21 protein-coding genes are annotated in these 23,771 nt (G+C 72.1%); 12 read left to right on the top strand and 9 right to left on the bottom strand.

The annotated features are described in order from the left end of the window. Nucleotides 1–184 precede the first annotated feature (184 nt). The 4 genes from ACZ4TR_RS20970 to ACZ4TR_RS20955 all read right to left on the bottom strand — a co-directional run bounded on the left by ACZ4TR_RS20970 (nt 185) and on the right by ACZ4TR_RS20955 (nt 3,163). Nucleotides 185–580, bottom strand: coding sequence for an NUDIX hydrolase (locus tag ACZ4TR_RS20970; protein ID WP_364521501.1), 396 nt, complete (start codon nt 578–580; stop codon nt 185–187). A gap of 15 nt (nt 581–595) precedes the next feature. Next, nucleotides 596–2,266 (bottom strand): hypothetical protein, encoded by a 1,671-nt coding sequence (locus ACZ4TR_RS20965; RefSeq protein ID WP_465288592.1) that lies wholly within the window; start codon nt 2,264–2,266, stop codon nt 596–598. 81 nt (nt 2,267–2,347) lie between these two features. Further along, nucleotides 2,348–2,710, bottom strand: a complete 363-nt coding sequence (locus tag ACZ4TR_RS20960; protein ID WP_465288591.1) for a VOC family protein — start codon at nt 2,708–2,710, stop codon at nt 2,348–2,350. A 30-nt stretch (nt 2,711–2,740) separates the two neighbouring features. Beyond that, nucleotides 2,741–3,163, bottom strand: coding sequence for a hypothetical protein (locus ACZ4TR_RS20955; RefSeq protein ID WP_465288590.1), 423 nt, complete (start codon nt 3,161–3,163; stop codon nt 2,741–2,743). Nucleotides 3,164–3,264: 101 nt separating this feature from the next. Here ACZ4TR_RS20955 and ACZ4TR_RS20950 point away from each other — a divergent pair, with 101 nt between their 5' ends. The 3 genes from ACZ4TR_RS20950 to ACZ4TR_RS20940 all read left to right on the top strand — a co-directional run bounded on the left by ACZ4TR_RS20950 (nt 3,265) and on the right by ACZ4TR_RS20940 (nt 8,203). Further along, entirely contained in the window at nt 3,265–4,413 is a 1,149-nt protein-coding gene (locus ACZ4TR_RS20950) for a serine hydrolase domain-containing protein (RefSeq protein WP_465288589.1), read from the top strand. 902 nt (nt 4,414–5,315) lie between these two features. Continuing rightward, complete coding sequence (locus ACZ4TR_RS20945) at nt 5,316–5,501, top strand: hypothetical protein (RefSeq protein ID WP_465288588.1); 186 nt, start codon at nt 5,316–5,318, stop codon at nt 5,499–5,501. Nucleotides 5,502–5,593: 92 nt separating this feature from the next. After that, nucleotides 5,594–8,203 (top strand): CHAT domain-containing protein, encoded by a 2,610-nt coding sequence (locus tag ACZ4TR_RS20940; RefSeq protein ID WP_465288587.1) that lies wholly within the window; start codon nt 5,594–5,596, stop codon nt 8,201–8,203. Between the two features lie 293 nt (nt 8,204–8,496). On the opposite strand, the gene ACZ4TR_RS20935 is transcribed toward ACZ4TR_RS20940, so the two are convergent. The 3 genes from ACZ4TR_RS20935 to ACZ4TR_RS20925 form a co-directional block, all read right to left on the bottom strand. Next, complete coding sequence (locus tag ACZ4TR_RS20935; protein WP_465288586.1) at nt 8,497–9,699, bottom strand: PucR-like N-terminal domain-containing protein; 1,203 nt, start codon at nt 9,697–9,699, stop codon at nt 8,497–8,499. Between the two features lie 25 nt (nt 9,700–9,724). Next, nucleotides 9,725–10,915, bottom strand: a complete 1,191-nt coding sequence (locus ACZ4TR_RS20930; protein WP_465288968.1) for a PucR-like N-terminal domain-containing protein — start codon at nt 10,913–10,915, stop codon at nt 9,725–9,727. Between the two features lie 762 nt (nt 10,916–11,677). Further along, nucleotides 11,678–12,886: a PucR family transcriptional regulator gene (locus tag ACZ4TR_RS20925; protein ID WP_465288585.1), complete on the bottom strand. Its 1,209-nt coding sequence runs from the start codon at nt 12,884–12,886 to the stop codon at nt 11,678–11,680. A 194-nt stretch (nt 12,887–13,080) separates the two neighbouring features. Between ACZ4TR_RS20925 and ACZ4TR_RS20920 the strand changes: the two genes are divergently transcribed. The 4 genes from ACZ4TR_RS20920 to ACZ4TR_RS20905 all read left to right on the top strand — a co-directional run bounded on the left by ACZ4TR_RS20920 (nt 13,081) and on the right by ACZ4TR_RS20905 (nt 17,266). Then, complete coding sequence (locus ACZ4TR_RS20920) at nt 13,081–14,277, top strand: PucR family transcriptional regulator (protein ID WP_465288584.1); 1,197 nt, start codon at nt 13,081–13,083, stop codon at nt 14,275–14,277. 737 nt (nt 14,278–15,014) lie between these two features. Next, the gene (locus ACZ4TR_RS20915; RefSeq protein ID WP_364521491.1) at nt 15,015–15,614 is read left to right on the top strand and encodes a hypothetical protein; all 600 of its coding nucleotides are present in this window, start codon (nt 15,015–15,017) and stop codon (nt 15,612–15,614) included. A 93-nt stretch (nt 15,615–15,707) separates the two neighbouring features. Then, nucleotides 15,708–16,046 (top strand): YciI family protein, encoded by a 339-nt coding sequence (locus ACZ4TR_RS20910; RefSeq protein ID WP_465288583.1) that lies wholly within the window; start codon nt 15,708–15,710, stop codon nt 16,044–16,046. 50 nt (nt 16,047–16,096) lie between these two features. Beyond that, a complete protein-coding gene (locus ACZ4TR_RS20905) occupies nt 16,097–17,266 on the top strand; it encodes an RNA polymerase sigma factor (RefSeq protein WP_465288582.1) in 1,170 nt (389 codons plus the stop codon). Here ACZ4TR_RS20905 and ACZ4TR_RS20900 read toward each other — a convergent pair. Then, complete coding sequence (locus tag ACZ4TR_RS20900; protein ID WP_465288581.1) at nt 17,253–17,834, bottom strand: hypothetical protein; 582 nt, start codon at nt 17,832–17,834, stop codon at nt 17,253–17,255. The genes ACZ4TR_RS20905 and ACZ4TR_RS20900 overlap by 14 nt on opposite strands. 195 nt (nt 17,835–18,029) lie before the next feature. Between ACZ4TR_RS20900 and ACZ4TR_RS20895 the strand changes: the two genes are divergently transcribed. The 5 genes from ACZ4TR_RS20895 to ACZ4TR_RS20875 are packed head-to-tail and all read left to right on the top strand — an operon-like array spanning nt 18,030 to nt 22,026. After that, on the top strand, nt 18,030–19,226 hold the full coding sequence (locus ACZ4TR_RS20895) for a PP2C family protein-serine/threonine phosphatase (protein WP_364521487.1): 1,197 nt from the start codon (nt 18,030–18,032) through the stop codon (nt 19,224–19,226). After that, nucleotides 19,223–20,743 carry a sensor histidine kinase gene (locus ACZ4TR_RS20890; protein ID WP_465288580.1) on the top strand — a complete coding sequence of 507 codons (1,521 nt, stop codon included), beginning with the start codon at nt 19,223–19,225 and terminating at the stop codon, nt 20,741–20,743. The genes ACZ4TR_RS20895 and ACZ4TR_RS20890 overlap by 4 nt, the downstream gene beginning before the upstream one ends. Further along, nucleotides 20,740–21,180, top strand: a complete 441-nt coding sequence (locus tag ACZ4TR_RS20885; protein ID WP_465288579.1) for a response regulator — start codon at nt 20,740–20,742, stop codon at nt 21,178–21,180. The genes ACZ4TR_RS20890 and ACZ4TR_RS20885 overlap by 4 nt, the downstream gene beginning before the upstream one ends. Before the next feature lie 46 nt (nt 21,181–21,226). Next, nucleotides 21,227–21,586: an STAS domain-containing protein gene (locus ACZ4TR_RS20880; RefSeq protein ID WP_364521483.1), complete on the top strand. Its 360-nt coding sequence runs from the start codon at nt 21,227–21,229 to the stop codon at nt 21,584–21,586. 23 nt (nt 21,587–21,609) lie between these two features. After that, a complete protein-coding gene (locus ACZ4TR_RS20875) occupies nt 21,610–22,026 on the top strand; it encodes an ATP-binding protein (RefSeq protein WP_465288578.1) in 417 nt (138 codons plus the stop codon). 105 nt (nt 22,027–22,131) lie between these two features. Here ACZ4TR_RS20875 and ACZ4TR_RS20870 read toward each other — a convergent pair whose 3' ends face one another. Next, nucleotides 22,132–23,754, bottom strand: coding sequence for a phospholipase C (locus ACZ4TR_RS20870; protein ID WP_465288577.1), 1,623 nt, complete (start codon nt 23,752–23,754; stop codon nt 22,132–22,134). Between the last annotated feature and the right edge of the window lie 17 nt (nt 23,755–23,771).

Raw genomic sequence — 23,771 nt, 5'->3', positions numbered from 1 at the left:
AGCGTGGAAATCGGGGGCTGCCTACGCGCGTTCTCTTGTGCTGCAATCGAAATTGCCGCGCCGCCACGTCTCTGGGCTTCACCCGATTCAGCGATGATCTTTCGCACGTGTGTTCGGTAGTGTCAGGGGCATGACCACTCTCGCCTCCTCCGTCCACCGAAGACCGTCGCCGCGCCCGCGGCGATCACAGCAACCGGCGGAAGTGCTCCGCCATCTCGAGCCGCCCGGCTTCCCGCGGCGCGAGCCACGCGAAGTCGTCGTGCTCTTCCGGGTTGAGCACGACGTCTCCGGTGCCGTCTTCTTCCACCGTGTAAACGAAAGCGTGGATCTCCATCGCGCGCCCGGCGACGTCCGGCCAGGAGTCGCGGGCGAGTTCACCCGTGACCCGCACCCGCAATCCCGTTTCCTCAGCCGCTTCCCGGACCGCGGTGGCTTCGAAGGCCTCGTCCGGCTCGGCCGTCCCGCCGGGCAGTTCCCACCGCCCCGCGAGGAAGACGCCCGGCCCGCGCCGGAGGAACAGCACCCGGTCACCGCGGGCGATCCAGCAGTAGGCCAGGTTCTTCCGCGCGATCTCCGTCATGCGCGCGATTCTCGCTCAGTTGGTCTTCGACGTCGGCAGGTGGGCACCGAGGTACCCGACGTACACCGTGCCCGTGCGGTCCGTGTCGTCGAGGAAGTGCAGCCGCGGCGCCGGCGACTTGAAGCGTTCCAGGGCGATGTGGGCGCCGAAGTAGTCGCGGCCGGCCGGGTTCGTCCGCGGGTCGACGCGGAAGGACCGCGCCTGCCGGAGCCGTTCGTTCGTGGTCACGGTGTCCGACTCGGCCAGGGCGATGATGTTGGCGCTGATCAGCGAACCGGGCTGGCCGGTGCGGGCGAACGCGAGCACGTCCGACAACTCGGGTCCGGGGTCCTGGCCCGCTTCGAGCAGCGTGGTCCGCGCGCAGGCGTACGCGTCGAGAGTGCGGAGCGCGTCCCACGCCTTGCGGCGCCAGGCGGCGGCTTTCGGGTGGTGGTCGAGGATCGCGGCCGGCGCCGGCTCGGCCGTGATCGCGAGGTGCTTGAGCGTCGCCGTCGCGGCGCCGATCAGCTCGGCGAAGCTCGGGAACTCCTCGGGCGGGCGCTCGGCGGCGGCGACCTCGTCGTCGGCGTCGTGGTACCGGGCGAGCGTGCCCGCCAGCAGCCCGTTCACGCGTCGGAGCTCGTCGCGTTCGGCCTCCGTCTCCTCGAACGCGCGCGCGTAGTCGTCCACCTCGCCCTGCAGCTGCGCCAGCTGCGTCCGCAGGCACGCGACGTCGGTCGCGGTGAGTTCGTCGAGCCGCCGGCGAAGCACCTTCGCTTCGCCGGCGTGCCGATCCCGGTCCTCGGCGTCGGCCTTCGACTTCTTGCGCAGGATCGTGATCACGCCCCGCGCCTCCGCCAGCTCGCGCTCGGCGCGGTCCAGCTTCTCCGTCAGCTCGGCGTCCGGTCCCCGTTCCGGCGCGTCGAACGGATCCGCGGCGTACCACGCCTTCACGCTCGGCACCTCCGCCCACTCCTCGGGCAGCGGCGTCCGGCCGCGCGTCTGGAGCAGCCGCGTGATCGCGCCCTGGAGCGCCTCGCCGGAGACCGGGCTGGCCGTCTCGACGAAGTCGGGGAGCTGGTCGCACAGCGGCGCGTACAACCGCGCGCCCAGCGGCACCTCGTAGCCGAGGGGCACGTGCTGGTTGAGGGTGCGGCGGAAGCGGTCGTCGACGTCGAAGACGTTGACCAGCCCGGGCCAGCCGTCGACCGGGACCGTCGGCGGTTCGGTGAGCACCAGCACCGCCGACGTCCGCCACGGCGCCACCAGCGCCTCGCCCAGCAGTTCCGCGACGCGGTCGCACTCCTCGCGAGACCAGCCGCGCATCGCGAGGACCGGCGCTTCGATCGGGATCTCGTCGCTCCCGCTCGCGCCGAGCTCCTCCAGCCCGATCCGGTGCGCCGGCGCTTCGTGGCAGCTGCGCCACGGCCGCGAGCACGCGGCGGCCAGCAACCACGCCACCCGGTCTTCCCCGGCGTGGTAGCACAGCGAAAGCAATACCTGAACGGAGTAGCGGCCCTCGCCGCCCGTCCACCCGAACTTGAGGTCGCACCGGCGCGAACCGCCGTCGTCGGACGAGCCGAGATCGGCGATCGTGTAGTCGTCGTGCTGCCGCTGGCGGGTGATCAGCCTGCTGCGCAAGGCGTCCAGGGGGCGTTTTCCCTCGGTGGGGACCAGTCCGTGGTGCCAGATCCGGTGCACCCCCACAGGACTCAACTCCGTTCGCCGGAAACAGGACCTCAGGCGAACATAGCGGATCCTGTGACCGCGCGAACGCGGGGCGTCACCTCAGGTACGCGTCCAGAGGCAGAACGGGTGCCCGGCCGGATCGAAGCAGACGCGGACGTCCTCCTGAGGCTGGAAGTCCGCGACCACGGCACCCGCGGCGGTCGCGGCCGCCGTCGCCGCGACGAGGTCGTCGACCTCGATGTCGAGGTGCAGCTGCATCTGCTGGGCCCCGCCGGCGGGCGGCCACACCGGTGGGACGTGCTCGGTCTCCAGCTGGAACGACAGCCCGGCGCCGCCGTCGTCCGGGCGCAACGTCACCCACTCCGGCTCGTCGGTCTCGATCGGCCAGCCGAGCAGCTTCGAATAGAACTCGGCGAGCGCGCGTGGTTCCGGTGCGCCGAGCACGGTGGAGGTCAGCTTCATGATCCGGTGGTACCCGCCGGCGCGGGACTTCTACCGGGCCGAGCCGGGCTGGTTGTCGAAGTAGGCGACGGGCGGGCCGACCTGCCGCCACGACGCCGTCGCGAACACCGCGGCCCCCGACAAGGCGAGCAGCGCGGTGATGACGGCGAGCGTGGCGCCGATCCGGCCCGGGCCCGGATGGGTGCGCGCACCGGCGTAAACGCCGAAGACCAGCGCCAGCACGCTGATCGGCAGCAGCGCGAACCACAGCGCGCCGAGGACCAGCACGAACGCCTGCGCGACCCAGGAGTACACCCACGCGGTCACGACCGGCGGCCGCACGATCAGCCAGGCCGCCCAGGTGGCGACGGCGAGCGTGAGCCCCGACGCGCCGATCGCGAGCGACGCGATCGCCAGGCCGCGGCCGGGCCGCGTGGTTTCGGTCGGTTCGGCTTCGAACTCCGGTTCCCCCATACCGGGAACATCCCGCCGAGGCGCTCCGGCGTTACCCGGAATACCCCGTCGCCCCCTAGGTTGAGTTCAGGCACAGGCGAAAGATCACTGAGGGAGCCGCCATGTCGTCCGAGCACATCCAGGGGACCGTCGCCGACGGGTTCGAGGCCGTCCGCGAGGAGTTCGCCGCCGTCGCGACCGGCGAAGGCGGTGACTACGCCGCCCAGCTCGTGGCGCACGTCGACGGCGAGCGCGTCGTCGACCTGTGGACCGGCCCCGAGATCGCCGCCGACTCACTGACCGGCGTGTTCTCCTCGACGAAGGGTGCGGCGCACCTGGTGGTGGCGCTGCTCGTCCAGGACGGCGTGCTCGACCTCGACCAGCGGGTCAGCCACTACTGGCCGGAGTTCGGCGCGGCGGGCAAGGCCACGATCACCCTGCGGGAGCTGCTCGCGCACCGCGCCGGCGTCGTGGGCGCGGACGCCGGTTTCACGGCCGACGAGATCGCCGACGACCGCGTGATCGCCGAGCGGCTCGCCCCGCAGCGGCCGTACTGGCGCCCCGGCACGGCGTTCGGCTACCACGCGCTGGTGATCGGCGCCCTGACCGGCGAGGTCGTCCGGCGCGTGACCGGTCGCAGCATCCAGGAGCACTACGAGGAGCGCATCCGGCGGCCGTTCGGCTTGGACTTCTACCTGGGGTTGCCGGACGAGCTGGAGCCGCGGTTCCTGACGACGCAGCCGATGCTGCCGACCCCGGAGCAGCTGGCCGAGCTGGAGGCGAACGAGACGGGGCCGGAAAGCATTTCGGGCATCGCGTTCAACCGCAACCACCCGAAGGGGCCGGAACTCTGGGACCTCCCGAACCTCAAAGTGGTCCGCAGGCTGAGCCCGGCCTCGGTGGGCGGCGTGGCCTCGGCCCGCGGCCTGGCCGGAATGTACGCGGCGGCGATCAGCGGCCCCGACCGCCTCCTGAACCCGGAGACGGCGGCGGAGTTCGCCCAGATCCATTCGATCGGCGCGGACCTGGCGACCCGCAACCACAACGCATTCGGCCTAGGCTTCGCGATCGTCTCGGACGACTACCCGGTCCTGGGGCAGGGAGCATTCGGCCACAGCGGCGCGGCGGGCTCCCAGGCGTTCGCGGACCCACGCAGCGGCTTGGCGTACGGCTACAACCGCCGCCGGTTCGCCTTTCCGGGCGGAGCGGCCCCGGAGAACGCAAGGCTGGTGGAGGCGATCCACAAGGCGGTGACGGAACAGCGGGCATGACGAAGTAACGGTCCACAACGGACTCTCTTGGCCGAGCGGCCAGGAGAGCGGTGGAGCACCGAAAGCGGGCACGTGCCCGCAGCGCTTCCCGGCGCCCTCGGCGCCAGGAGTTCGTGCGCCGGCTGAGAGGCGGCCCGCGCCGGAGCGCGGCGGCACTGCAGCGCCGGAGTGCCGCAGCGCCGGAATGCCGGAATGCCGGAGCGCCGCGGCACCGCAACACCGCGGCACTGCAGCACCGGAGCCGCCGGAGCACGGCAGTTGCCGCAACATCGCGGCGCCGGAGCGCTGCGGCGCCGCAACACTGCGGCATCGAAACACCGCGGCACTGCAGCACCGGAGCCGCCGGAGCACGGCAGTTGCCGCAACATCGCGGCGCCGGAGCGCTGCGGCGCCGCAACACTGCGGCACCGCAACACCGCGGCACTGCAGCACCGGAGCCGCCGGAGCACGGCAGTTGCCGCAACACCGCGGCGCTGCGGCACCGCAACACCGGAGTGCCGCAACAGAGGTCGGCGAGCCGTCGGCCGGACGGCGCCGCGCCGCCGGTGTCCGGCCCGTCGTGCCGAGCGCAGCCCGCCCGGAGCCCGTGCCGGCCGTGGCCGGAGATCGCCGTCGGCACCCGGCGGAACGGCTCACCCCGGACGGCCCGGCCCGCCCTCGGCCACCCGGCGGGGGTGCACGTCCGCAATGGACGTCGTTACAGAGTTCACTCGTTAGGACGTTCCGGCCGGAACGTTTGCCCTGATCACGCGCGTCGGACTGACTTTCTGTAGCGAAAACCCTCCCGATCACGGCTCCGCTGTGGAACTATTGCCCCATTCGCGGGGAGAGGGCCTCGCGAGGGGGACTCACCGTCACGGCGAGCGGCCCCATGCAGATCCCCAGGGGAGAGGAGATCGACCATGTCGACGCCCACGGACACCAAACCGGAGGAAACCCCGGAGCCGGTCGAGAAGGCCGGACCGGTGGTCCCGCACCCGGAGGCCGACGAGCACGGCTGGGTGCACATCGACCACCCGCCGCTCAAGGACGGTCCGGTCATGACGCCGAACTGCGGCAACCCGTGCTACCAGGTCGTCAAGTCCTGATCTTCACCGATTCGTGATCGCCCGCCTGCCGATCTTCGCCTGGCAGGCGGGCTTCTTTCTGCGACTTGCTGTGATGTCATAGGAGTGTGCCTGTGACGAACCTGGACCCGACCGAAGTCATCGAGACGGTCCGCGGCCTTCAGCGACAAGCCGCCGAAGGATCCTGCCTGAAGCACTACCGGGAGGGAGTCCGGCTGCTGCGTCGCGGCATGGCGATGCTGGACTCGATCCATCCGGTCGCGCAGGAGCACCGGACCGACTGGCTGGTCACCCGGATCCGGCTGGCCAGCCTCATGGCCGCGCTGTCGTCCGAGATCAGCGGCGACCTCGCGGCGGGCCTGGCCGGGCTCGACGATGTCCGATTGCTGATCAACGCGGTACCGGACGTCGTCCTCCAGGCCGAGCTCAACGGCTCGCTCAACCACAACTACGCGGCCCGCTTGATGAGCGTCGGCCGCAACGAAGAAAGCCTGGTCTCGTTCGACATCTCCGTCGCGCACCAGGAGTTCAGGCTGGCGAACGGTCCGGCACCCGAGACGCGGATGGGTGCTTTCGTGCAGACCCTGTCGTCGCGTGCGTGGGTCCAGATCCGGCTCGGCAACGTGGGCGAGGCCCAGGCGGACCTCAATCGTTCGCTCGAGCTCGCCGAGAAGTACGAGCTCCGCACCGTGGCCGCCGACATGCGGCGCACCATGGGCATGCTCGCCTTGCGCACTGGCGATGTCCCCGAGGCACTCCGGCTGTACGAGATGGCCGAGCGCAGCTACCGCGCGCTGGACCTGGACGTTCCGGCGGGCCTGCGCTTCGAGCAGGCGGAGGCCCTGCTGGCGGCGGGGCTCGCCGAAGAAGCGGGCGCCCACCTGGACGAGGTGCTGCCGAAGCTGGTCGCCGAGCAGAGCATCACCCGGGAGGTGGCGCGTGCGGAGCTGTACCGCGCTTCCGCGGCCTTGATGACCGACGAGATCGAGCTCGCGCGGCAGATGGCCGACTCCGGCCGTCGCAAGATGCTGCGGGTCGGCTGTCAGACCTGTATCGCCAACGCCACCTTGACCGGCTTGCAGGCTGATGCCCGCGATGCCCTCCGCGCCGGAGAGATTCCTGCCGCCCTGCCGACGCGTGCGCTTCGGCTGGCCGCGAAGATGCCGGCTCCGCAACTCGCCGACCAGGCCGCCACCGCGCGGATGCTGGCCGTCCGGCTGGACATCCGGCGGGGCAACCTCAAACGCGCCGTCGAAACCCTGGACAAGGTCCCGCGCCCCGGGCAGCTCACCCCCATCGACTACCGGATGCTGCGCCGCCTCTGCCGGGCCGAACTCGCCGTCGCCCAGGGGAGCCGGGCCAAGGCGCTCACCGAAATCCGGTCCGGGCTCACCGAACTCGACGCCGTCCGGGACCGGATGGGCGGGCTCGACCTCGTCTCCGGGACCGCGCTGCACGGCCAGGAGCTCGCCGATCTCGCCGTCAAGCTCGTGCTCGAACGCGGCGATGCCCGGCGGCTGTTCGTCTGGCTCGAGCGGACTCGCGCCCAGACCTACCGCTACGAACCGCTTTCCGCCGGTACCGATCCCGAGCTCGCCGCGCGCGTCGCCGAGGTGCGGGGTCTGGGCCAGGCCATCCAGGAGGCCCAGCACGACGGCCATCCCATCGCCGGGCTGCGGACCAAGTACAACGAACGCCTGCGCGAGGCCCAGCGGCTCGGGTGGCACACCGGGCGCTGGGGACGGCCGCGGCCACTGGCGGGGCTCGGCGAGGTCGTCACGCAACTCGGGAAGCGTGCCCTGGTCAGCTTCGCCGCCTCCGGGGACGAGCTCGTCGCCGTCGTCGTCGCCGGGGGTGAGTGCCGGCTCGTGCGGCTCGGGTCCGCCGGTGCCGCCGCCGAGTCCGCGCGCGTGCTCAACGTCGACCTCGACGCCCTCGCGCCCGACAACCTGCCCGAACGGCTCGCCGAGGTCGTCATGACCTCCGCGCGCAAGCAGGCCGACAAGCTCGACGCCCAGCTCATCCAGCCGCTGGCGGAGCTGTTCGGCGACCGGGACCTGGTCATCGTCCCGACCGGGCCGCTCTACGCCGTGCCGTGGGGCGTCCTGCCCGGGCTGCGGGGGCGGCCCACCGTCGTCGCGCCGTCGGCGACCGCGTGGCTCGCCGCCGAGCGGACGAAGCTGACGCGCGCCCGCAAGATCGTGCTCGTCCGCGGGCCCGGCCTGGCCGGTGCCCGTGGTGAGCTGGAGAAGCTGACCACCCACTACCGCACCGCGACGACCATGACCGGCGCCAAGGCCACCGTGAAGTCCGTGCTGCGCGCGATGGACGGCGCCAAGCTCGCCCACTTCGCCGCCCACGGCGCGCACGAGCCCGAAAACGCGTTGTTCTCCCGGCTCGAACTCGCCGACGGCGCCCTCTTCGGGCACGAGATGGCCGGGCTGCGGCAACCGCCACGGCAGGTCGTCTTCGCCGCCTGCGAGCTCGCGCTCAACCGGATCCGGCCGGGCGACGAAGCCCTCGGCTTCGCCAGCGCCCTGCTCGCCAGCGGCTCCCGCACGGTGATCGCGCCGCTGTCACGCGTCGGCGACCTGGCCTCGGCGGCCGCGATGGACGACTACTACCGCGCCCTGGCCGTCCGGGACAGCCCCGCGCTGGCGCTGGCCGACGCGATCGCCGTCGACCCGTTCCGCCGGCCCTTCGTCTGTCTCGGCTCGGGCTGAGAACGCCGGAGCGTACCGATACTGCCGGGCCTGCGGGCGACGCTCGTCGACTGTGCCGCATGGTCCGAAGCGGACGATCTCGCCCGCGAGCTGCGTGCGGACGCGTCCGACGACGAGGTGCGCCGGCGCCGCGGCGTGTGCCGCGCGGAGGGCCAAGATCACGAGTGATGCCCTCTCAATCACGCGAGATGCCACTCTGATCACGCGAGATTCCCCTTTTCGCACACCGGTCCGCTGTGCGGAAAGAGGCATCGGACGTGATTGAGCAGGCATCACGCGTGATTGGAGGGGCATCACGGCTGGGTAAGGGTGGCGCGGAGGGCGAGGATCATCTCGAAGCGGTCGTCCGGGTTCCGCAGGTGGTCCGCGAACAACGTCTCCAGCTCCTGGGCCCGCGCGCGGACCGTCTGCGGGTGGATCGCCAGGCGTTCGGCGACTTCGCGGACGTTGCCGCACGTCTCCAGCCACGCCAGCAGCGTCCCCGCGAGGCGGTTGTACTGCTTCGGGGGCAACGCCGTCAGCGGGGCCAGCCGGCGCCGCGACACCTCGGTCGCGAGGAATGGATCCTTGCGCAACCACAACGTCGCCAGGTGGTCTTCGCACCAGGTCAGCGGCTCGTCCGGGAGGACGTCGGCCGCCGTGAGGCGCAACGCCTCCTGCGCCGTCGCCAGTGAGCGCCCGGCCTGGCGCGGGGGCACCGGCGGGCCGACCGCCGCCCGCCGGCCGGCCAGCGCCGCCGTCAACCCCGACCGGTCCGGCGGCGCCGGCAGCAGCAGCCGCGGCGTCCCGTCTTCGAAGTCCTCCAGCGCGGCCAGGCCGGCGATGTCCGCCGGCCCGTCCAGCGCCACCGCGACCAGCCGGTGCGGCAACGGCCAGTCCGCCGCCGTCGCCGCTTCCTGGACCGTCCGCGACGGCGACGGCGGGTCCGCCAGCAGCAGGTCCAGCAACCGGCGGCGGCGTCGCTCCAACGCGCCCGCCGCCCGGGCCTGCGCCGCCGCGTGCCCTTCGATCGACAACGCCGACAGCTCGTCGATGTAGGCGAAGATCGCCTCGGCCAGCACGCACAGCGTCGCCGGCGGCACGCCCGCCCGCGTCCCCACCTCGGCCATCCGCCGCCAGGTGACGCGCGCGCCGACGCGGTAGGCCGCCTGCAGGACGTCGAGGTTGCGGCCCTGCGCGAGCTCGTGCACGCCGAGCCCGACGAACACCCGCCGCCGCTCGTCCGGGACCGAGCCGGCCGCCGCGATCCGGTCGATGAACTGCAGGATCGCCGCCTGCACGCCCGCCCGCAGCGCCTTGCCGAAGGCGCCGTCGAGCGGCCGCGCGTAGTCCGGGATGGTCCGCTGGATCTCGCGCAGCACCTCGTCGGCGACGTCGAGCATTCGCGGCCGGAACACCGCGGCCAGCTCCCGGGGGAGCAGGGCCCACAGCTGTCCCGGCCGCCCGTCGCCGCCGAGCATCGGCCCGAACGTCGTTTCGCCGGACGGTCCCGTCATGGCTCACCTCGTCGTCGAAGGGGAGTCAGGAGCCGAGCAGGGCTTCCGCCCGCAGCGCGATCTCCATGTCGAGCCGGTCGTCGGCGTTGTTCAGCCGGTCGCCGAACAGGTCGGTCAGCTGGTGCATGCGGTACCGCACGGTCTGCGGGTGCACCTTGAGCTTCTTCGCGATCTCGGGTGCGCTGCCGCGGGACTGCAGCCAGATCAGCAGCGTCTCGCCGAGGCGCGCCCGCTGCTTCGGCGTGAGGGTCCGGAACGGCTCCAGGCTGCGGGAACACAGCTCGCGGACCAGGAATTCGTCGGCGAGCAGCCACAGCGTGGACAGGTGGTCGGTGCAGCGCGTGACCGGCGCGTCCGGCAGCACCCCGCGCTGGACGAGCTTCAGCGTCCGGCGCGCCCACAGCAGCGACCGCGGCGCTTCGGTGAGCCGCACGGCCGGGCCGATCACCGCGCGCCAGCCGCCCAGCCGCTCGGTGAGGTTCTTCAGGTGCTTCTCCGCGTCGCCGGTGACCAGGCACGGCTCGCCGCCCTCGAGGTCGACGAGGACGTCGGAGTGCAGGTCCGGCGCGGCCAGGCTGTGCTGGTCGGAGCGGGGTTCGAGGGCGACGACCGTGACCTCGGCGGGCAGCGCCCACTGCGCGGTCGCGGCCTGCGCGCTGATCGTCTGCGGCGCCGACGGCGGGTCGGCGAGCAGCAGTTCGAGCAGCCGTCTCCGGCGGCGCGCCAGGGTGCCGGCGGCCCGGGCCTGCGCCGCCGTGTAGCCCTCGATCGAGAGGGCGGAAATCTCGTCGACGTAGGCGAAGATGGCCTCGGCGCTGGTGCACAGCGTGTCCGCGGCGAGGCCGTTGGCCTGCCCGAACTCCGAGATGTGCCGCCACGCGACGCGCCCGCCGACCCGGTAGGCCGTCTGCAGGCAGTCGAGGCTGCGGCCCTCGGTGAACTCGATCTTGCCGAGGTTGCGGAACACGGTCGTCCACGTCTCGAGCGGCACGGCACCGGGGGTGCCGACACTGTCGAGGCACTGGATGATCGCCTGCCGGACACCCTGGGTGATGATGTGCCCGAACGCGCCTTCGAGGGGCCGGCGGTACTCGGGCACCGCCCGCTGGACCTCCCGCAGGACGGCGCGGGCCAGCGGCTCGACCCGCGGCTTGAAGCGGATCGCCAGCTCGCGGGGCAGCGACGCCCACAGCCCGCTGGCGCCGGAAGCGCGCACAGGCCGGGGTTCCCCCGAGGTCCGCTGGGCGGGCGGGGAGGCGGTCCGGGGCCGGTCGGCCGACCCGGACTGCTGCCGGTACGCCGGTCCGGAAGAGCGCTCGCCAGGGTGGGGCCGGCCCGCCCGCACAGCGGCGGCGGCGAACCCGGTGTCCACGTCGGTCATGTTTTATCCTTGCTGGCACCAAAACCGGCCTCTTCGTCGTCGAAGCCGGTCCGGATTTTGTGGCTCCGGCAACATAATTTCGCGCGAACGGCACTGTCAACGGGTCTTCCGCCGACTTTGCGATAACCCGTCCGGACTACACCCGAACGGGTGGAAGCGCGCGACGCGAGGTGACACTTCCGCTTGGGCCGGTTGGTGCGCGGGTGACAACTTCCGGCGGTCCGGGCCGGAGGTATGTTGAAAGTGTTTCGCGTTTTCGCTCGTGATGTTTCTCGCGAACCTGAAAATAGGGCATCCGACTACTTGCGTCCGGTGTGGCGAACACCACTTACGCCGAATGCGGGTGCGCGTGACAACAACGGGGCCGAAAAGGTGATCGAGGGTGCGGACTCTCCCGGAATCACTGGTAATGCGTATCGACATTCCGCCGGTATCCGCGTATTCCTCGAAGGTATGGTCGCACTGACGCACCGGACGCACTGATGTCGTGCCGCGCGAGTTTTCTCTCTCCCCAGCAGCAGCTCCGGCCGCCGCGGCCGGGGTGCCGTCCGTGGCGGCGCGTGCTGCCGATGCCGGTGCGCGCGCTCGACCGCGCCGTCAGCGTTCCCGTTCACCGTCCGGCCGGTGCGCGCGCATGAGCAGCTGAGCGCGCAGGGCGAGCTGCATGCCGAGGCGGTCGTCGGCGTCCTTGAGGCGGTCGCCGAAGAGCTCTTCGAGCTGCCGCAGCCGGTTGCGCACGGTCTGCGGGTGGACGCCGAGGCGCTGCGCGATCTCCGGCGCCCCGCCCCGCGTCTCCAGCCAGGCCAGCAGCGTCTCGCTGAGCCGGTCGCGCTGCTTCTCGCTGAGGGAGGCGAACGGGTCGAGACTCCGGCGGGCCAGCTCGGCGGCCAGGAAGTCCTCCGCGAGCAGCCAGAGCGTGGCGAGGTGGTCGCGGCACCAGATGATCGGCCCGGGAATGTCGTGGCCGGACAGCAGCAGCGCGCGGCGGGCGGTGCGCAGCGCGGCCGGGGCGTCGGCCAGGGGCACGGTCGGGGACACCGCGGCCCGCCAGCCGTCGAGCTTGGCTTCCAGCGGGGCGAGGTCGGCGTCGGGATCGCGGGTGAGCAGGTGCGGCTCGGGGCCGTCAAGGCCGGCCAGGACGCCGTCGCCGAGCACGTCGGCCGGGAAGTCGGCGGCCTGGGGGCCGCGTTCGAGGGCGACCATCGCGGCGGCCTCCGGCAACGGCCAGCCCGCGCCGCCGGCGAGCTCGGCGATGCTGCTCGCCGCGCCTTCGGGGGCTTGGACGATGAGCTCGAGCAGGCGCCGCCGCCGGACCGGGACGGCGCCCTCGGCTTCGGCCTGCGCCTGCTGGTAGCCCTCGATCGCGGTGGCGCACAGCTCGTCGACGTAGGCGAAGATGGCCTCGGCGGCGACCGAGATGACGGCCGGGTCGACCCCTGCGGCGACGACGCCGGGGTGCATCGCCCGCCAGGCCACCCGGGCTCCGATGGTGGCGCTGTCCTGCAGCGCGTCGAGGTTGCGGCCTTCGGTGAACTCGACGCGGCCACGGCCGCGGTAGAAGTCGGCCCAGTGCTCGTGGGACAGGCCCGGCTCGCCCATCGAGTCGACGCAGTGCTGCACCGCGAACTCGACGCTCTTGACCAGGACCTTGCCGAACACGCCCTTGAGCGGCAGGCCGTAGGCCGGGACCGTGCGCCGGACCTCCTGGATCATCGAGGCCGCGGCGTGCCCGACGTGCGGGCGCAGGCCGGCGCCCAGTGCGCGCGGCAGCGACGCCAGCAGGCGGAAGCTGCGGTACTCGACCACGAATCCCCCTTCGAGCTCGCCCGGGCGGGGCAGAGCGTATCCGACGGTTGTGTGACTGATAATCAACGAGCCGTTCCCCGAAAGGGTGACGCGATGACGTCCTTTTGACACGAACGGGTGCGCGTTCTACGCTCCGTGTCAGATGGCGGAAGTATTTCTCCGCGCCAATTCCCCTCGTGGAGGACCGGATTTCCATGCGCGGTTCCGCTGCCTCGGACGGTTCCGTGTGGGCCCGGCTGCCCCGCGAGTTCGGCGACGCGGTGCGTCCGCGGATCCCCGAGATCGCGCGGGCCTGCGTCGATGGCATCGCCGCCGAGATTCCGGAATATTCCGGCACTTTCGGCCACGGACCCACCCGGGCCACGGCGATCGAGCAGGCGCGGCGCGGGATCGAGCGCGACATCGACCGCGTCGGCACGCCCGCGCTGTGGCAGGCCGGCCGGCTGGCCGAGTTCCGCGGGCACGGGCGCGAGGCGTTCCACAGTGGTCTGAGCCGCGAGTCGGTGCAGGCGGCCATCCGCGTGTCGAGCCGGGTCACGTGGCGGTGGATCGCCGACATCGCCCGGGATGCGGGCTTGTCCGGCGACGTCCTGTACGGCGCGGCCGAGGGGATGTTCGCCGACGCCGAGACGTCGATGGCGGCGGTCGCCGAGGGCTACCGCGCGGCCGAAGCGGCGATGTCCAGTACGGGCGAGCGCCACCGCCGGCTGCTGCGCGCCCTGCTCGGTGGCCGCGCACCGGCCGAAGTGGACGGTCTGCTCGCGGCGTCCGGGCTGCCGGTGCCCGCGCAGGTGGCCGCGGTGGCGTTCCGGGCGTTGCCGGGCGCGCCGGACTTCCCGTCGGGGCTGCTGCCCGAGCACGTCCCGGCCGACCCGCTCGGCACCCCGCCGGCAGCGCTGACCCCGGCCCCCGACACGGACCTGGCAGGGCTGGCTTCGCTGCCGGCCGGCTGGCTGGCGGCGGTCGGCCCGCTGGTGTCCCCGGCCGAGGCCCCGGAGTCGTTCCGGGTGGCCCGCCGCGCGCTCGACCTGGCGGCGCGGGGGTTGCTGGACGCGCCGGGCCCGGTGGTGTGGTGCCGCGACCACCTGACGACTTTGGTGCTGCTGGCGGACGAGTTCCTGGTGGCGCAGCTGGCATCGACGACGTTGGCACCGTTGGCGGGGTTGTCCGGGCGGCGGCGGGAGCAGTTGGCGGAGACGTTGCTGGCGCTGGTCCAGACCCGGGGGAGCGCACCGGAGCTGGGGCGGCTGCTCGAGCTGCACCCGCAGACTGTTCGGGCTCGGTTGCGGAAGCTGGGCGAGTTGTTCGGGGCGCGGTTGGACGATCCCGGGGAGCGGCTGCGGCTGGAGCTGGCGTTGGTGGCGGAGCGGGCGCTGCCGGGCGGGGAGTGAGCGGGGCCGGCCGGGGAGGGCCCCGCCCTTCCGTGGCGGGGTTCCGGCGAAGTCACTCGGCCCGGCTGCCTCGACGCGGCTCGACGGGCGTGGCCCCCGGGCAAACGTCTTGAATGAGTCATTCGCGACGTGCGGCGATGTCGCGTTTCACTGTTCGGCTGCCGCAGAGGCCGGGCCGCGACTGGGTTTGGTCTCCGGCCCGGACCCCGGCGATCGGACTTCGGCCGAAGTAGCCGGGGCCGAGCGCGGGCCTGGCGTCAGCGCCCCAAGGCGGCCTTGGTTGCGTGTGACGCACCGAAGGCCGCCTTGGGTGCGTCAAACGCACCAAAGGCGACACGCTCGTCTCCACCACTCCGGGGGACGCCCACTGGTGGTGCCGACGACGGGAACACCCACCCCGGTAGCCGTACCAGCGGAACGCCGTGCCGAGACCAGCGGCGGCACCAGGTTCACCGCCACCGCACCCGCGTTGACCACGACGAACAGCGCCGCCTCGCGCAGGCGGTGATGGGCGCCTCGTCCTGCGAACGACCAGCGCGGGGGGCAGCAGGCATGCGAACGCCGTCGCGAAGAAAAGCGCCGTTACCGGTTTCTCCCGGCACACGGTGAGCTTCAGGCTGTAGTCGCCCAGTAGGGTGACCCCCGTACGCGGCCAAGCCGACGACGGCGAAGCGGAGCAGCTCTCGCGGCTCGGGCATGGTTCCTCCAGGTGACGCCGACAGGGTGGAGGTCTTTCGATGGCACGCACGGGCGGTGAGGGCGAACTCCCCTCGGTCGCCGAACTGGTGAACCTTTCGCAGACGAAACCGCTGATGATCCGCGGTGACCTCGACGCGATGCTCGCCGCGGAACCCGCGCCCGCCCCGGAGCCCGAGACCAAGCCCGACCCCCTGGCCATCCTCGACGCCGAGCTCGCGGCTCCCGAGCCCGAGGACGAGCGCCCGCGGGAAGCGCCGCCCGCCGAGCCCCGGCGGACCAAGCCCTACGTCCTCGCCGCCGGTGGGGCCGTCGCGCTCGGGCTGGCCGCCGTCGTGCTCCTCCAGCCGCAGCAGGTCGGCGGGACGGCCACGCCGCCGCCCGGGGCGACCGCCCCCGCCGCGCCGCCGCCCTCGAGCGAAGCGGTGGAGACGATGAGTGCCTCCGCGGAGCCGCCGCCGCTCACCGCGCGGGTGCACGACTCGCCCGTCCGGACCACGAGCGCCCCGGCCGCCGCGGGACGCAAGCCCGCGCGCCCCACGCCGTCGGCGCCGCCGGTTCAGGACACCTGGCAGCAGTACGTGAGCTCGGTGATCAGCTCGTGGCAGCAGCAGCACCCGCACGGCCGTCCGAACCGTTGATCAGCCGCGCGCTGAAAAGTTCTCACCGCCCTGTCGATTTCGCCCTCTCTCGCGTGACGGAGTAGGAAAGGACCACGACGAGAGGAAACGGACATGGCGCAGTACGCGGTGCTGATCTACGAGCGGGTGGCCCCCGATGACCTGCCGAAAGAGATCATGGACCGGCACATCGGCCTGCCCGAGCGGATCGGCGAACTGGGCGGGAAGGTGACCGCTGGCCTGGCTCTGCAGCCGAACGAGACGGCCACCGCGATCCGTGGCGACCTGGTGACCGACGGGCCGTTCGTGGAGACCAAGGAGGTGCTGGCCGGGGTGTACGTCCTGGAGGCCCGCGACCTCGACCACGCCCTCGCCTGCGCGAAGCTGACGCCGGTCGTCGAGGGCGGCGTCGAGGTCCGGCCGCTCGTCGACTTCCAGGTCGTGGCGGACTGACCGCGGTCGCCGACGCCGTCGCCGAAGCGCACCGTCGCGAGTGGGCCTACGTGCTCGCCGCGACGGTGCGGGTCACCCGCGACCTCGACGAAGCCGAAGAGGCCGTTCAGGACGCCTACCTCCAGGCGCTGAAGCGCTGGGCGAGCGACGGCGTTCCGGACCGGCCCGGCGCGTGGCTGACCACGGTCGCGCGCCGGAGCGCGCTCAACGGCGTCCGGCACCGGGAAGTGCTGCGGCGCAAGCTGCCGCTGCTCGTCGAGCCGGCCGCCGCCGAGCCCCCCGAGCCCGCCGGGCCGATCCCGGACGACCGGCTCCGGCTGGTCTTCACCTGCTGCCACCCGGCGCTGGCGCAGGAGGCCCAGATCGCGCTGACGCTGCGGCTGGTGTGCGGGGTCGCGACGGCCGACATCGCGCACGCCTTCCTGGTGCCCGAGCCGACGATGGCGGCCCGGATCACCCGCGCCAAGAAGAAGATCGCCGCCGCGCGGATCCCGTACGCGGTGCCGTCGGCCGAAGAACTGCCGGCGCGCGTGTCCGTCGTGCTGACCGTGCTGCACCTGCTCTATTCGGCCGGCCACACGGCGGCGTCGGGGGACGACCTCGTGCGGGACGAGCTGACCGGCCGCGCGCTGGACCTGGCGCGGATGCTGCGGGCCCTGCTGCCCGCCGTCACCGAGGTCGCCGGGCTGCTCGCGCTCCTGCTGGTCCACCAGGCCCGCCGGGCCACCCGGACCGACGACGCCGGCCGGCTGCTGCGGCTGGAAGACCAGGACCGCGCGTGCTGGGACACCGCGATGGTCGCCGAGGCCGACCGGCTCGTCGTCGAGGCGCTCAAAGGCGGCCCACCCGGACGGTTCGGCGTCCAGGCCGCGATCGCCGCCCTGCACGCGCAGGCGCCCAGCTACGCCGAAACCGACTGGCCGCAGATCCTGACCCTCTACGACGTGCTGCTGCGCCTGTGGCCCTCGCCCGTGGTGGCGCTCAACCGCGCGGTCGCGCTGGCGATGGTGGCCGGCCCGGCGGCGGCGCTCGCCGAGATCGCCCGGCTGGAGGAGGACGGGCGGCTTGCCGGTTACCGCTACTTGCCCGCCGCGAAGGCCGATTTGCTGCATCGCCTTGGCCGTGACGCTGAGGCGGCTGAGGCGTACCGAGCGGCGCTCGCGTTGAGCGACAACGCCGTGGAGCAGGAGTTCTTGGCCGCGCGGCTCAGCGGCGCTTGACGAAGAACGGCACCGCTTCGTCCCGGTACATCAGGACGAAGCCGGCGATCGACAGGACCAGCGTTCCGAGGTAGAACGCCAGGTGCGCGAGGTCGCCGCTCTGCATCGGGTCCGCGCCGGCGAGGACGAGCAGCTGGATCACCACGTTCAAGATGCCGAGCACGCCGGAGATCGCCAGCAGCTTGCGCGCCCAGAGCGCGCCGCGGTACATCCCGTACACCAGCAGTGCCCACAGCGCGCCCGGCAGCAGGAACGTGATCACCGCGACCTCGGTGGGGAGCGGGCCTTGCGTTGTCCTGGCCACCACGGTGCCGTCGCCGTCCCACGCCGATTCGGAGATCGTGAACCGGAAGAGGGTGCTGTCCAGGAGCTGGCTGAGCAGCGAACCGAGGAACCAGCACGCGACCGCCGCCCACCAGGCGAACGCGGCCTTGCGGACGGTCGCCGGCCGCTCGGGCCGGGCGGCTTGGTGGACGTGGGGCGGTACGGCCGGGAACTGGCCGTAGGGGTGGAATTCTGGTGGTGGGTCCGGCGGAAACCCTTCGCCGCCCTCCTGAGTCTCCGGCATCCGGAGCATAGGCCGGGAACGTCCGGTTCCGGCACGGTCACGACCCGAACCGTTACCCGCGTGGTGTCACACCGGGGTGCTATAAAGCGCTACCTCTCGTGGGACCGGTTTCGCGGCCGTAGGCGGCCGCTGCCGGTGCCGCTAGGGTGATCGTCTGGATGTGCTGGCTCACGAGCAGCCGAACGGGAGAAGCCGGTGACCGCCGCGCAGGACTCATCGTGGGACTCCGGTACCCGCTTGCGCGTGCTGCTGGTGGAGGACGACGACGGCGACGCACTGCTGGTCGAGGAGATGCTCGCGGACACGTCCGTGCCGTTCTCGCTCGAACGCGTCGAAACGCTCGCCGCCGCGCTGGCCGGCCCGCTCACCGCCGACTGCGTCATCCTCGACCTGCAACTGCCCGACGCCATGGGGTTGAGCGGGCTGACGAAGCTCGGCCAGCACGCGCCCGGCGTCGCGATCGTCGTCCTGACCGGCGGGCACGACCAGGCCACCGGCGTCGCCGCGGTCGCCGCCGGCGCCCAGGACTACCTCGTCAAGGACCAGGTGGACGGGCCGCTGCTGGTGAAGGCGCTGCGCTTCGCCCGGGAACGCAAGCGCGCCGAGCAGGTCGAGCAGCAGTTCCTGCAGCAGCAGCTGCTCGCCCGGGAGAACGCGCGGCTCGAACGCGGCCTGCTGCCCGTCCCGCTGCTGCGCGACCCGCACCTCGAGCTGGCCTCCCGCTACCGCCCGGGCCGCAACGGATCCCTGCTGGGCGGCGACTTCTACGACGCGATCGAGCTCGCCGACGGCACCGTGCACATGATGATCGGCGACGTCTGCGGCCACGGCCCGGACGAGGCCGCGCTCGGCGTCGCGCTGCGGATCGCGTGGCGCTCGCTCGTGATGGCCGGCCTGCCGATGGCCGACGTGCTGAGCATGGTCGAGCGGGTGCTGGTGCACGAGCGCATCGAGCCGCTGTTCGCCACCGTCTGCATGGTCGTCGTCGCGCCGGACCGAAGATCCCTGCGCCTGTCGCTCGCCGGGCACCTGCCGCCGCTGCTGCTCACCCCGGGCGACGGGCACCTGCTCCCCGGGAAACACCTCGGCGTCCCGCTCGGCATCGTCGAAGGCACGAAGTGGGAAGCCCTCGACGTGCCCTTGGAACCGGGCTGGTCGCTGCTGCTCTACACCGACGGCGTGTTCGAAGGCCGCGTCGGCGCCGGGTCGGAACGGCTCGGCCACGAGCGGATGGCCGCCATCGTCCTCGAGATCCAGCACCAGACCGGCCTGGCCGGCACCGACCTGCTCGACGAGCTGATCGCCCGCGCCGAGCGGCTCAACTCCGGCCCGCTCGACGACGACGTCGCCCTCGCTCTGCTCAGCCACGACCCGGGGAAGCAAAATCGATGAGCGCTGAAGCACGCGGCTGGACGATCCGCCGCTGGCTGTCCCTGTTCGCCGTCGTCGAAGCGGTGCTGCTGCTCGCCGCGGTGGCCGGCGCCGCGATCGCGATGAACAACCTCACCGAAGCCCGCAACAGCCTCCTCGACGTCATCGGGCCCCAGCGGCTGGCCGCGACGCAGCTGTCGACCGCGCTGCTGAACCAGGAGACCGGCGTCCGCGGCTACCAGCTCGGCAGGCAGCCGGGCTTCCTCGCCCCCTACACCGAAGGCCGCCGGGCGGAGGGCGACGCGGTCGGGCAGCTGCGCCAGCTCGGCGCCCTCCCCGGCACCCAGGCCGGCGACGACCTGGAGGCCGTCCTGCGCGCGGCCACCGCCTGGCAGGCCGCGGCCGCGCCCGCCGTCGAACCCGGCGCGAGCCCGCTCACCCAGGCGCAGATCGAACGCGGCCGTATCCTGTTCGACGCGGTCCGCGGGGCCCTCGGCACCCAGTTCGACCACCTCACCGCCGTCCGCGACTCCGGCCGGGCCGACCTCGACAGCGCGGCGAGCTTCCTGACCGCGATGCTCGTGGCCGTCGCGGTGCTGATCGTGCTGCTGTTCGTGGTGCTGTTCCTCGGCCTGCGGCAGGTCATCACCCGGCCGATCCTGCGGCTGGCGGGCGAAGTCCGCCAGGTCGCCGACCAGGACGTCCACCGGCCGGTGAACGGAAGCGGACCGCTCGAGATCGCCCAGCTCGGCGCGGACGTCGAGGCCATGCGGCAGCGCATCCTCGACGAGGTCGCGGAGCTCGAGCGGGCGCACGCGCTGCTGGACCGCCGGACGCGCGAACTCGAGCGGTCGAACGCCGACCTGGAGCAGTTCGCCTACGTCGCTTCGCACGACTTGCAGGAACCGCTGCGGAAGGTGGCGAGCTTCTGCCAGCTGCTGCAGAAGCGCTACCAGGGCCTGCTCGACGAGCGCGGCGAGCAGTACATCGAGTTCGCCGTCGACGGCGCGAAGCGGATGCAGGTCCTGATCAACGACCTCCTGGCGTTCTCGCGGGTCGGGCGCAAGCCGGGCGAGCACGTCGTGGTCGAGGCGGGCCGGCTGGTCGACGACGCGCTCGCGAACCTGGAGGTGGCGCTCTCGCTGAGCGCCGGCAAGGTCGACCGCGGCGAGCTGCCCGAGGTCCGCGTCGAGCCGGCCCTGATGACGGCGGTGTTCCAGAACCTGATCGGCAACGCCCTGAAGTTCAAGGGCGAGACGCCGCCGGAGGTGCGGGTCGGCGCGGAGCGCGATGGCGACGACTGGGTGTTCACGGTGTCGGACAACGGGATCGGCATCGACGCGGAGTACGCCGAACGGGTCTTCGCGCTGTTCCAGCGGCTGCACACCCGCAGCGCGTACCCGGGCACCGGCATCGGCCTGGCCCTGTGCCGCCGGATCGTCGAGTACCACGGCGGCCGGATCTGGCTCGACACCGAAGCGGAACGCACCACGTTCCGCTTCACCATCCCGGTGGCCGGCGACGAGGGGGACGCATGACGCAGCCGCACGAGCCGATCGACATCCTGCTCGTCGAGGACGACCCCGGCGACGTGCTGATGACGCGCGAGGCCTTCGAGCACCACAAGATCCGCAACGCGCTGCACGTCGCGAGCGACGGCGTCGAAGCGATCGAGTTCCTGAACCGCAAGGGTCGCTTCGGGCAGGCGCCGCGGCCGGACCTGATCCTGCTCGACCTCAACCTCCCCCGCAAGGACGGCCGGGAGGTGCTCGGCGAGATCAAGCAGGACCCGGACCTGCGCACGATCCCGGTGGTCGTGCTGACGACGTCCGAAGCGGACGAGGACATCGTGCGCAGCTACGACCTGCACGCCAACGCCTACGTCACCAAGCCTGTGGACTTCGAGAAGTTCGTCGAGGTGGTCCGGAAGATCGACGACTTCTGGGTCACGGTCGTCAAGCTGCCGCGCCGCTGAACGCACCGATGGCGAGGTGGCGGAGATTGGGGCACCATAAGGGGCCGTGACCTCTTCATCCCGGGATCTCCCCGCCGTCGAGCTGGCGGTCACGCTCGACTGGCGGGACACGGCCGCGGTGCTGTGCGTGGCGGGGGAGATCGACCTGCTGAGCGCGCCCGAGTTCGAGGAAGTCGTCGACGTCGTGCTGGCCGAAGAGCCGCGGACGCTGGTGGTCGACCTGCGCGCGGTGACGTTCTTCTGCTCGGCGGGCCTGCAGGTGCTCGCGGCCGCGCACCGGCGGCTGCCCGAGCGGGCGCTGCGGGTGGTGAGCGACTCGCCGGTGACGTCGGGACCGCTGAAGACCACCGGCCTCGACACGTGGATCGGCGTCCACGCGACGGTCGACGAAGCGCTGGCCCGGTGACGGGCCCGGAAAGGCGACTGCCGATGGACGAACCCCCGGGACCGTTCCGCTGCCACGGCGTGCAGGCGGTGCCCCAGGACCTGCGGCGGCTCCGCCACGACCTGATGGCGTGGGTCCTCTCGGCGGGCGTCGAGGAAGGGCGGGCGCAGGACATCGTGCTGGCGAGCTACGAGGCGCTGGCCAACGTCGCCGACCACGCGTACACCGGGGCGGGGGCCGGGGTGGTCGACCTCGACGCGGCGGTGCACCCGGACCGGATCGAAGTGGTCATCAGCGACCACGGGAAGTGGCGGACCCCGGTGGTGGACCCGCGCCCGGTTTCCGTGCGGGGGCGGGGTTTGACGCTGCTGCGGGCGAGCGCCGACCGGGCGGACATCGCGTCCGGCGAGGCGGGGACCGTGGTGACGTTGACCTGGGATCGGGCGTCCGTGCGGCCTTGACCCCACCGTTCGGAGCGCCCCAATGTGGCGTTGGTTGCGTCCGACGCACCCAATGTGGCGTTCGGTGCGTCTGACGCACCGAACGCCACATTGGGGCGCTGGGGTCTAGCTGTGCACGACGGTACCGGTCTTCGGGTCGAGCGTGACCTTCTTCGCTTCCGGCCACCAGAAGTCGAACATCCCGTTGAGCGACCCCGCGCGGGAGTCGAACGACGAGTCGCCGATCCGGCCGGCGAACCAGTTGTCCTCGATGAACTTCAGCACCGAGGTCTGGTCGGTCAGCGAGTGGTCGACGTGGTTGACCTTGCTGTACGGCGAAATCACCAGCAGCGGCAGCCGCGGGCCGTAGCCGCAGCGGTCCGCGTAGCCGCCCAGCGTCGCCGGCTTGCCCGTGCAGACCGGCTGGTCCTGCGAGGCGTCGCGCGAACCGTTGATCACCTTCGAAGCCACGTGGTCGTACCAGCCGTCGGAGTCGTCGTAGGCCAGGACGATCGCCGTCGACTTCCAGTCCGGGGACTGCTGGATCTTGTTGATCTCCCCGACCACGAACTGCTGCTCGTCCAGCGGGTCGGAGTAACCCGCGTGGCCGTCCTGGTACTCCGGGGCCTTCAGGAAGCTCACCGCGGGCATCGAGCCGGCCTGCAGTGCGGCGTCGAAGTCGGAGATGTCGTACTGGTGGTTCGCGCGGTCGGTCTGGCCGATCGCCTGCACCGACGACGGCGGCAGGTGCTTCGGGTTCGCCGTCGACGGGTAGTACTGGAACGGCTCGTGGTGCGGGCTGTAGTCGACGACCGCGTTGCCGCCGACGTTGGTGTGGGTCTGGCCGCAGACCGCGTAGCCGTTCGCTTCGCCGGTCGGGCGGAAGCCGCCCTGGAACCAGCCCCACGTGACGTGGCGCTGGTTGAGCAGGTCGCCGACGTTGCGGCCGTGCATCGTGGCCAGGTTGTCCTTGCTCGTGTGGTTCTTGCCCGAGCAGTCGTCCCAGGCCGGGTCCGGGTCGTTGATCATCGTGCCGACGCCGTTCGCGTCCGGCGACTGCACGGTGTAGGCGTCGCTGACCGGCTCGTGCGTCACCGGGTCGACCGCCTGGACGCCGTGGGTGTTGCCCGAGATCAGGTCGATCGCGCCCGGGCTGGACGGGCCGAACACCGTGTTGAACGAGTTGTCGTTCAGCGCGTAGTGCTGCGCGTAGTTCCACATGCCGGTGACGGTGTTGCCGTCGAAGTAGTCCATCACCAGGCCGGGCTCGCCGAACAGCACCGGCTGGCCGGTGCACTTGTCCGTCTCGGTCTTCTCGACGAACTTGTCCATCTTGCCGCCGTTGAAGGCGGCCTGCTCGGCGCCGTAGTTGTGGTTCTGGTCGCAGGTCAGCGCCTGCTCGTGCGTGAGCCGCTTGGGGTTGTAGGCGTTCGGGTTGTCCGTCAGCAGCTTGTGGTCCAGGCCGTTGACCTTCGGGGTGTTGCGCGCGGCGGTGAACGGGGTGCCGTCGGTGTTGGCCGCGTTCGGGTAGGTGCCGAAGTAGTGGTCGAACGAGATGTTCTCGCCGAAGATGACCACCACGTGCTTGATCGGCGTGGCCGTGGGTATTCCGTGCGCGGGGAACAGGTTCAGCGGCTGGGCGTCCGCGGTGCTCGCCGCGGAGCCGGTGACGGCGGCCAGCACGGCGACCGAGGCGAGGGCCCCGGCGCCGAGCAGTCCCCGCCGCCGGCGGCGGATTCTCGTGTCCACAGTGGATTCCTTTCGTG

Source organism: Amycolatopsis sp. NPDC028719 (assembly GCF_055565395.1).
The sequence above is the reverse complement of the archived record's forward strand: the minus strand, read 5'-3'. Positions and strand labels throughout refer to the sequence as shown.

Bases quoted from the DNA above. Each gene is read 5' to 3' on its own strand.
- ACZ4TR_RS20915 (WP_364521491.1), top strand. From the start codon at position 15,015: ATGGCACGCACGGGCGGTGAGGGCGAACTCCCCTCGGTCGCCGAACTG.
- ACZ4TR_RS20900 (WP_465288581.1), bottom strand. From the start codon at position 17,834: ATGCCGGAGACTCAGGAGGGCGGCGAAGGGTTTCCGCCGGACCCACCA.
- ACZ4TR_RS20875 (WP_465288578.1), top strand. From the start codon at position 21,610: ATGGACGAACCCCCGGGACCGTTCCGCTGCCACGGCGTGCAGGCGGTG.
- ACZ4TR_RS20955 (WP_465288590.1), bottom strand. From the start codon at position 3,163: ATGGGGGAACCGGAGTTCGAAGCCGAACCGACCGAAACCACGCGGCCC.
- ACZ4TR_RS20890 (WP_465288580.1), top strand. From the start codon at position 19,223: ATGAGCGCTGAAGCACGCGGCTGGACGATCCGCCGCTGGCTGTCCCTG.
- ACZ4TR_RS20910 (WP_465288583.1), top strand. From the start codon at position 15,708: ATGGCGCAGTACGCGGTGCTGATCTACGAGCGGGTGGCCCCCGATGAC.
- ACZ4TR_RS20920 (WP_465288584.1), top strand. From the start codon at position 13,081: ATGCGCGGTTCCGCTGCCTCGGACGGTTCCGTGTGGGCCCGGCTGCCC.
- ACZ4TR_RS20960 (WP_465288591.1), bottom strand. From the start codon at position 2,710: ATGAAGCTGACCTCCACCGTGCTCGGCGCACCGGAACCACGCGCGCTC.
- ACZ4TR_RS20935 (WP_465288586.1), bottom strand. From the start codon at position 9,699: ATGACGGGACCGTCCGGCGAAACGACGTTCGGGCCGATGCTCGGCGGC.
- ACZ4TR_RS20945 (WP_465288588.1), top strand. From the start codon at position 5,316: ATGTCGACGCCCACGGACACCAAACCGGAGGAAACCCCGGAGCCGGTC.
- ACZ4TR_RS20885 (WP_465288579.1), top strand. From the start codon at position 20,740: ATGACGCAGCCGCACGAGCCGATCGACATCCTGCTCGTCGAGGACGAC.
- ACZ4TR_RS20970 (WP_364521501.1), bottom strand. From the start codon at position 580: ATGACGGAGATCGCGCGGAAGAACCTGGCCTACTGCTGGATCGCCCGC.
- ACZ4TR_RS20950 (WP_465288589.1), top strand. From the start codon at position 3,265: ATGTCGTCCGAGCACATCCAGGGGACCGTCGCCGACGGGTTCGAGGCC.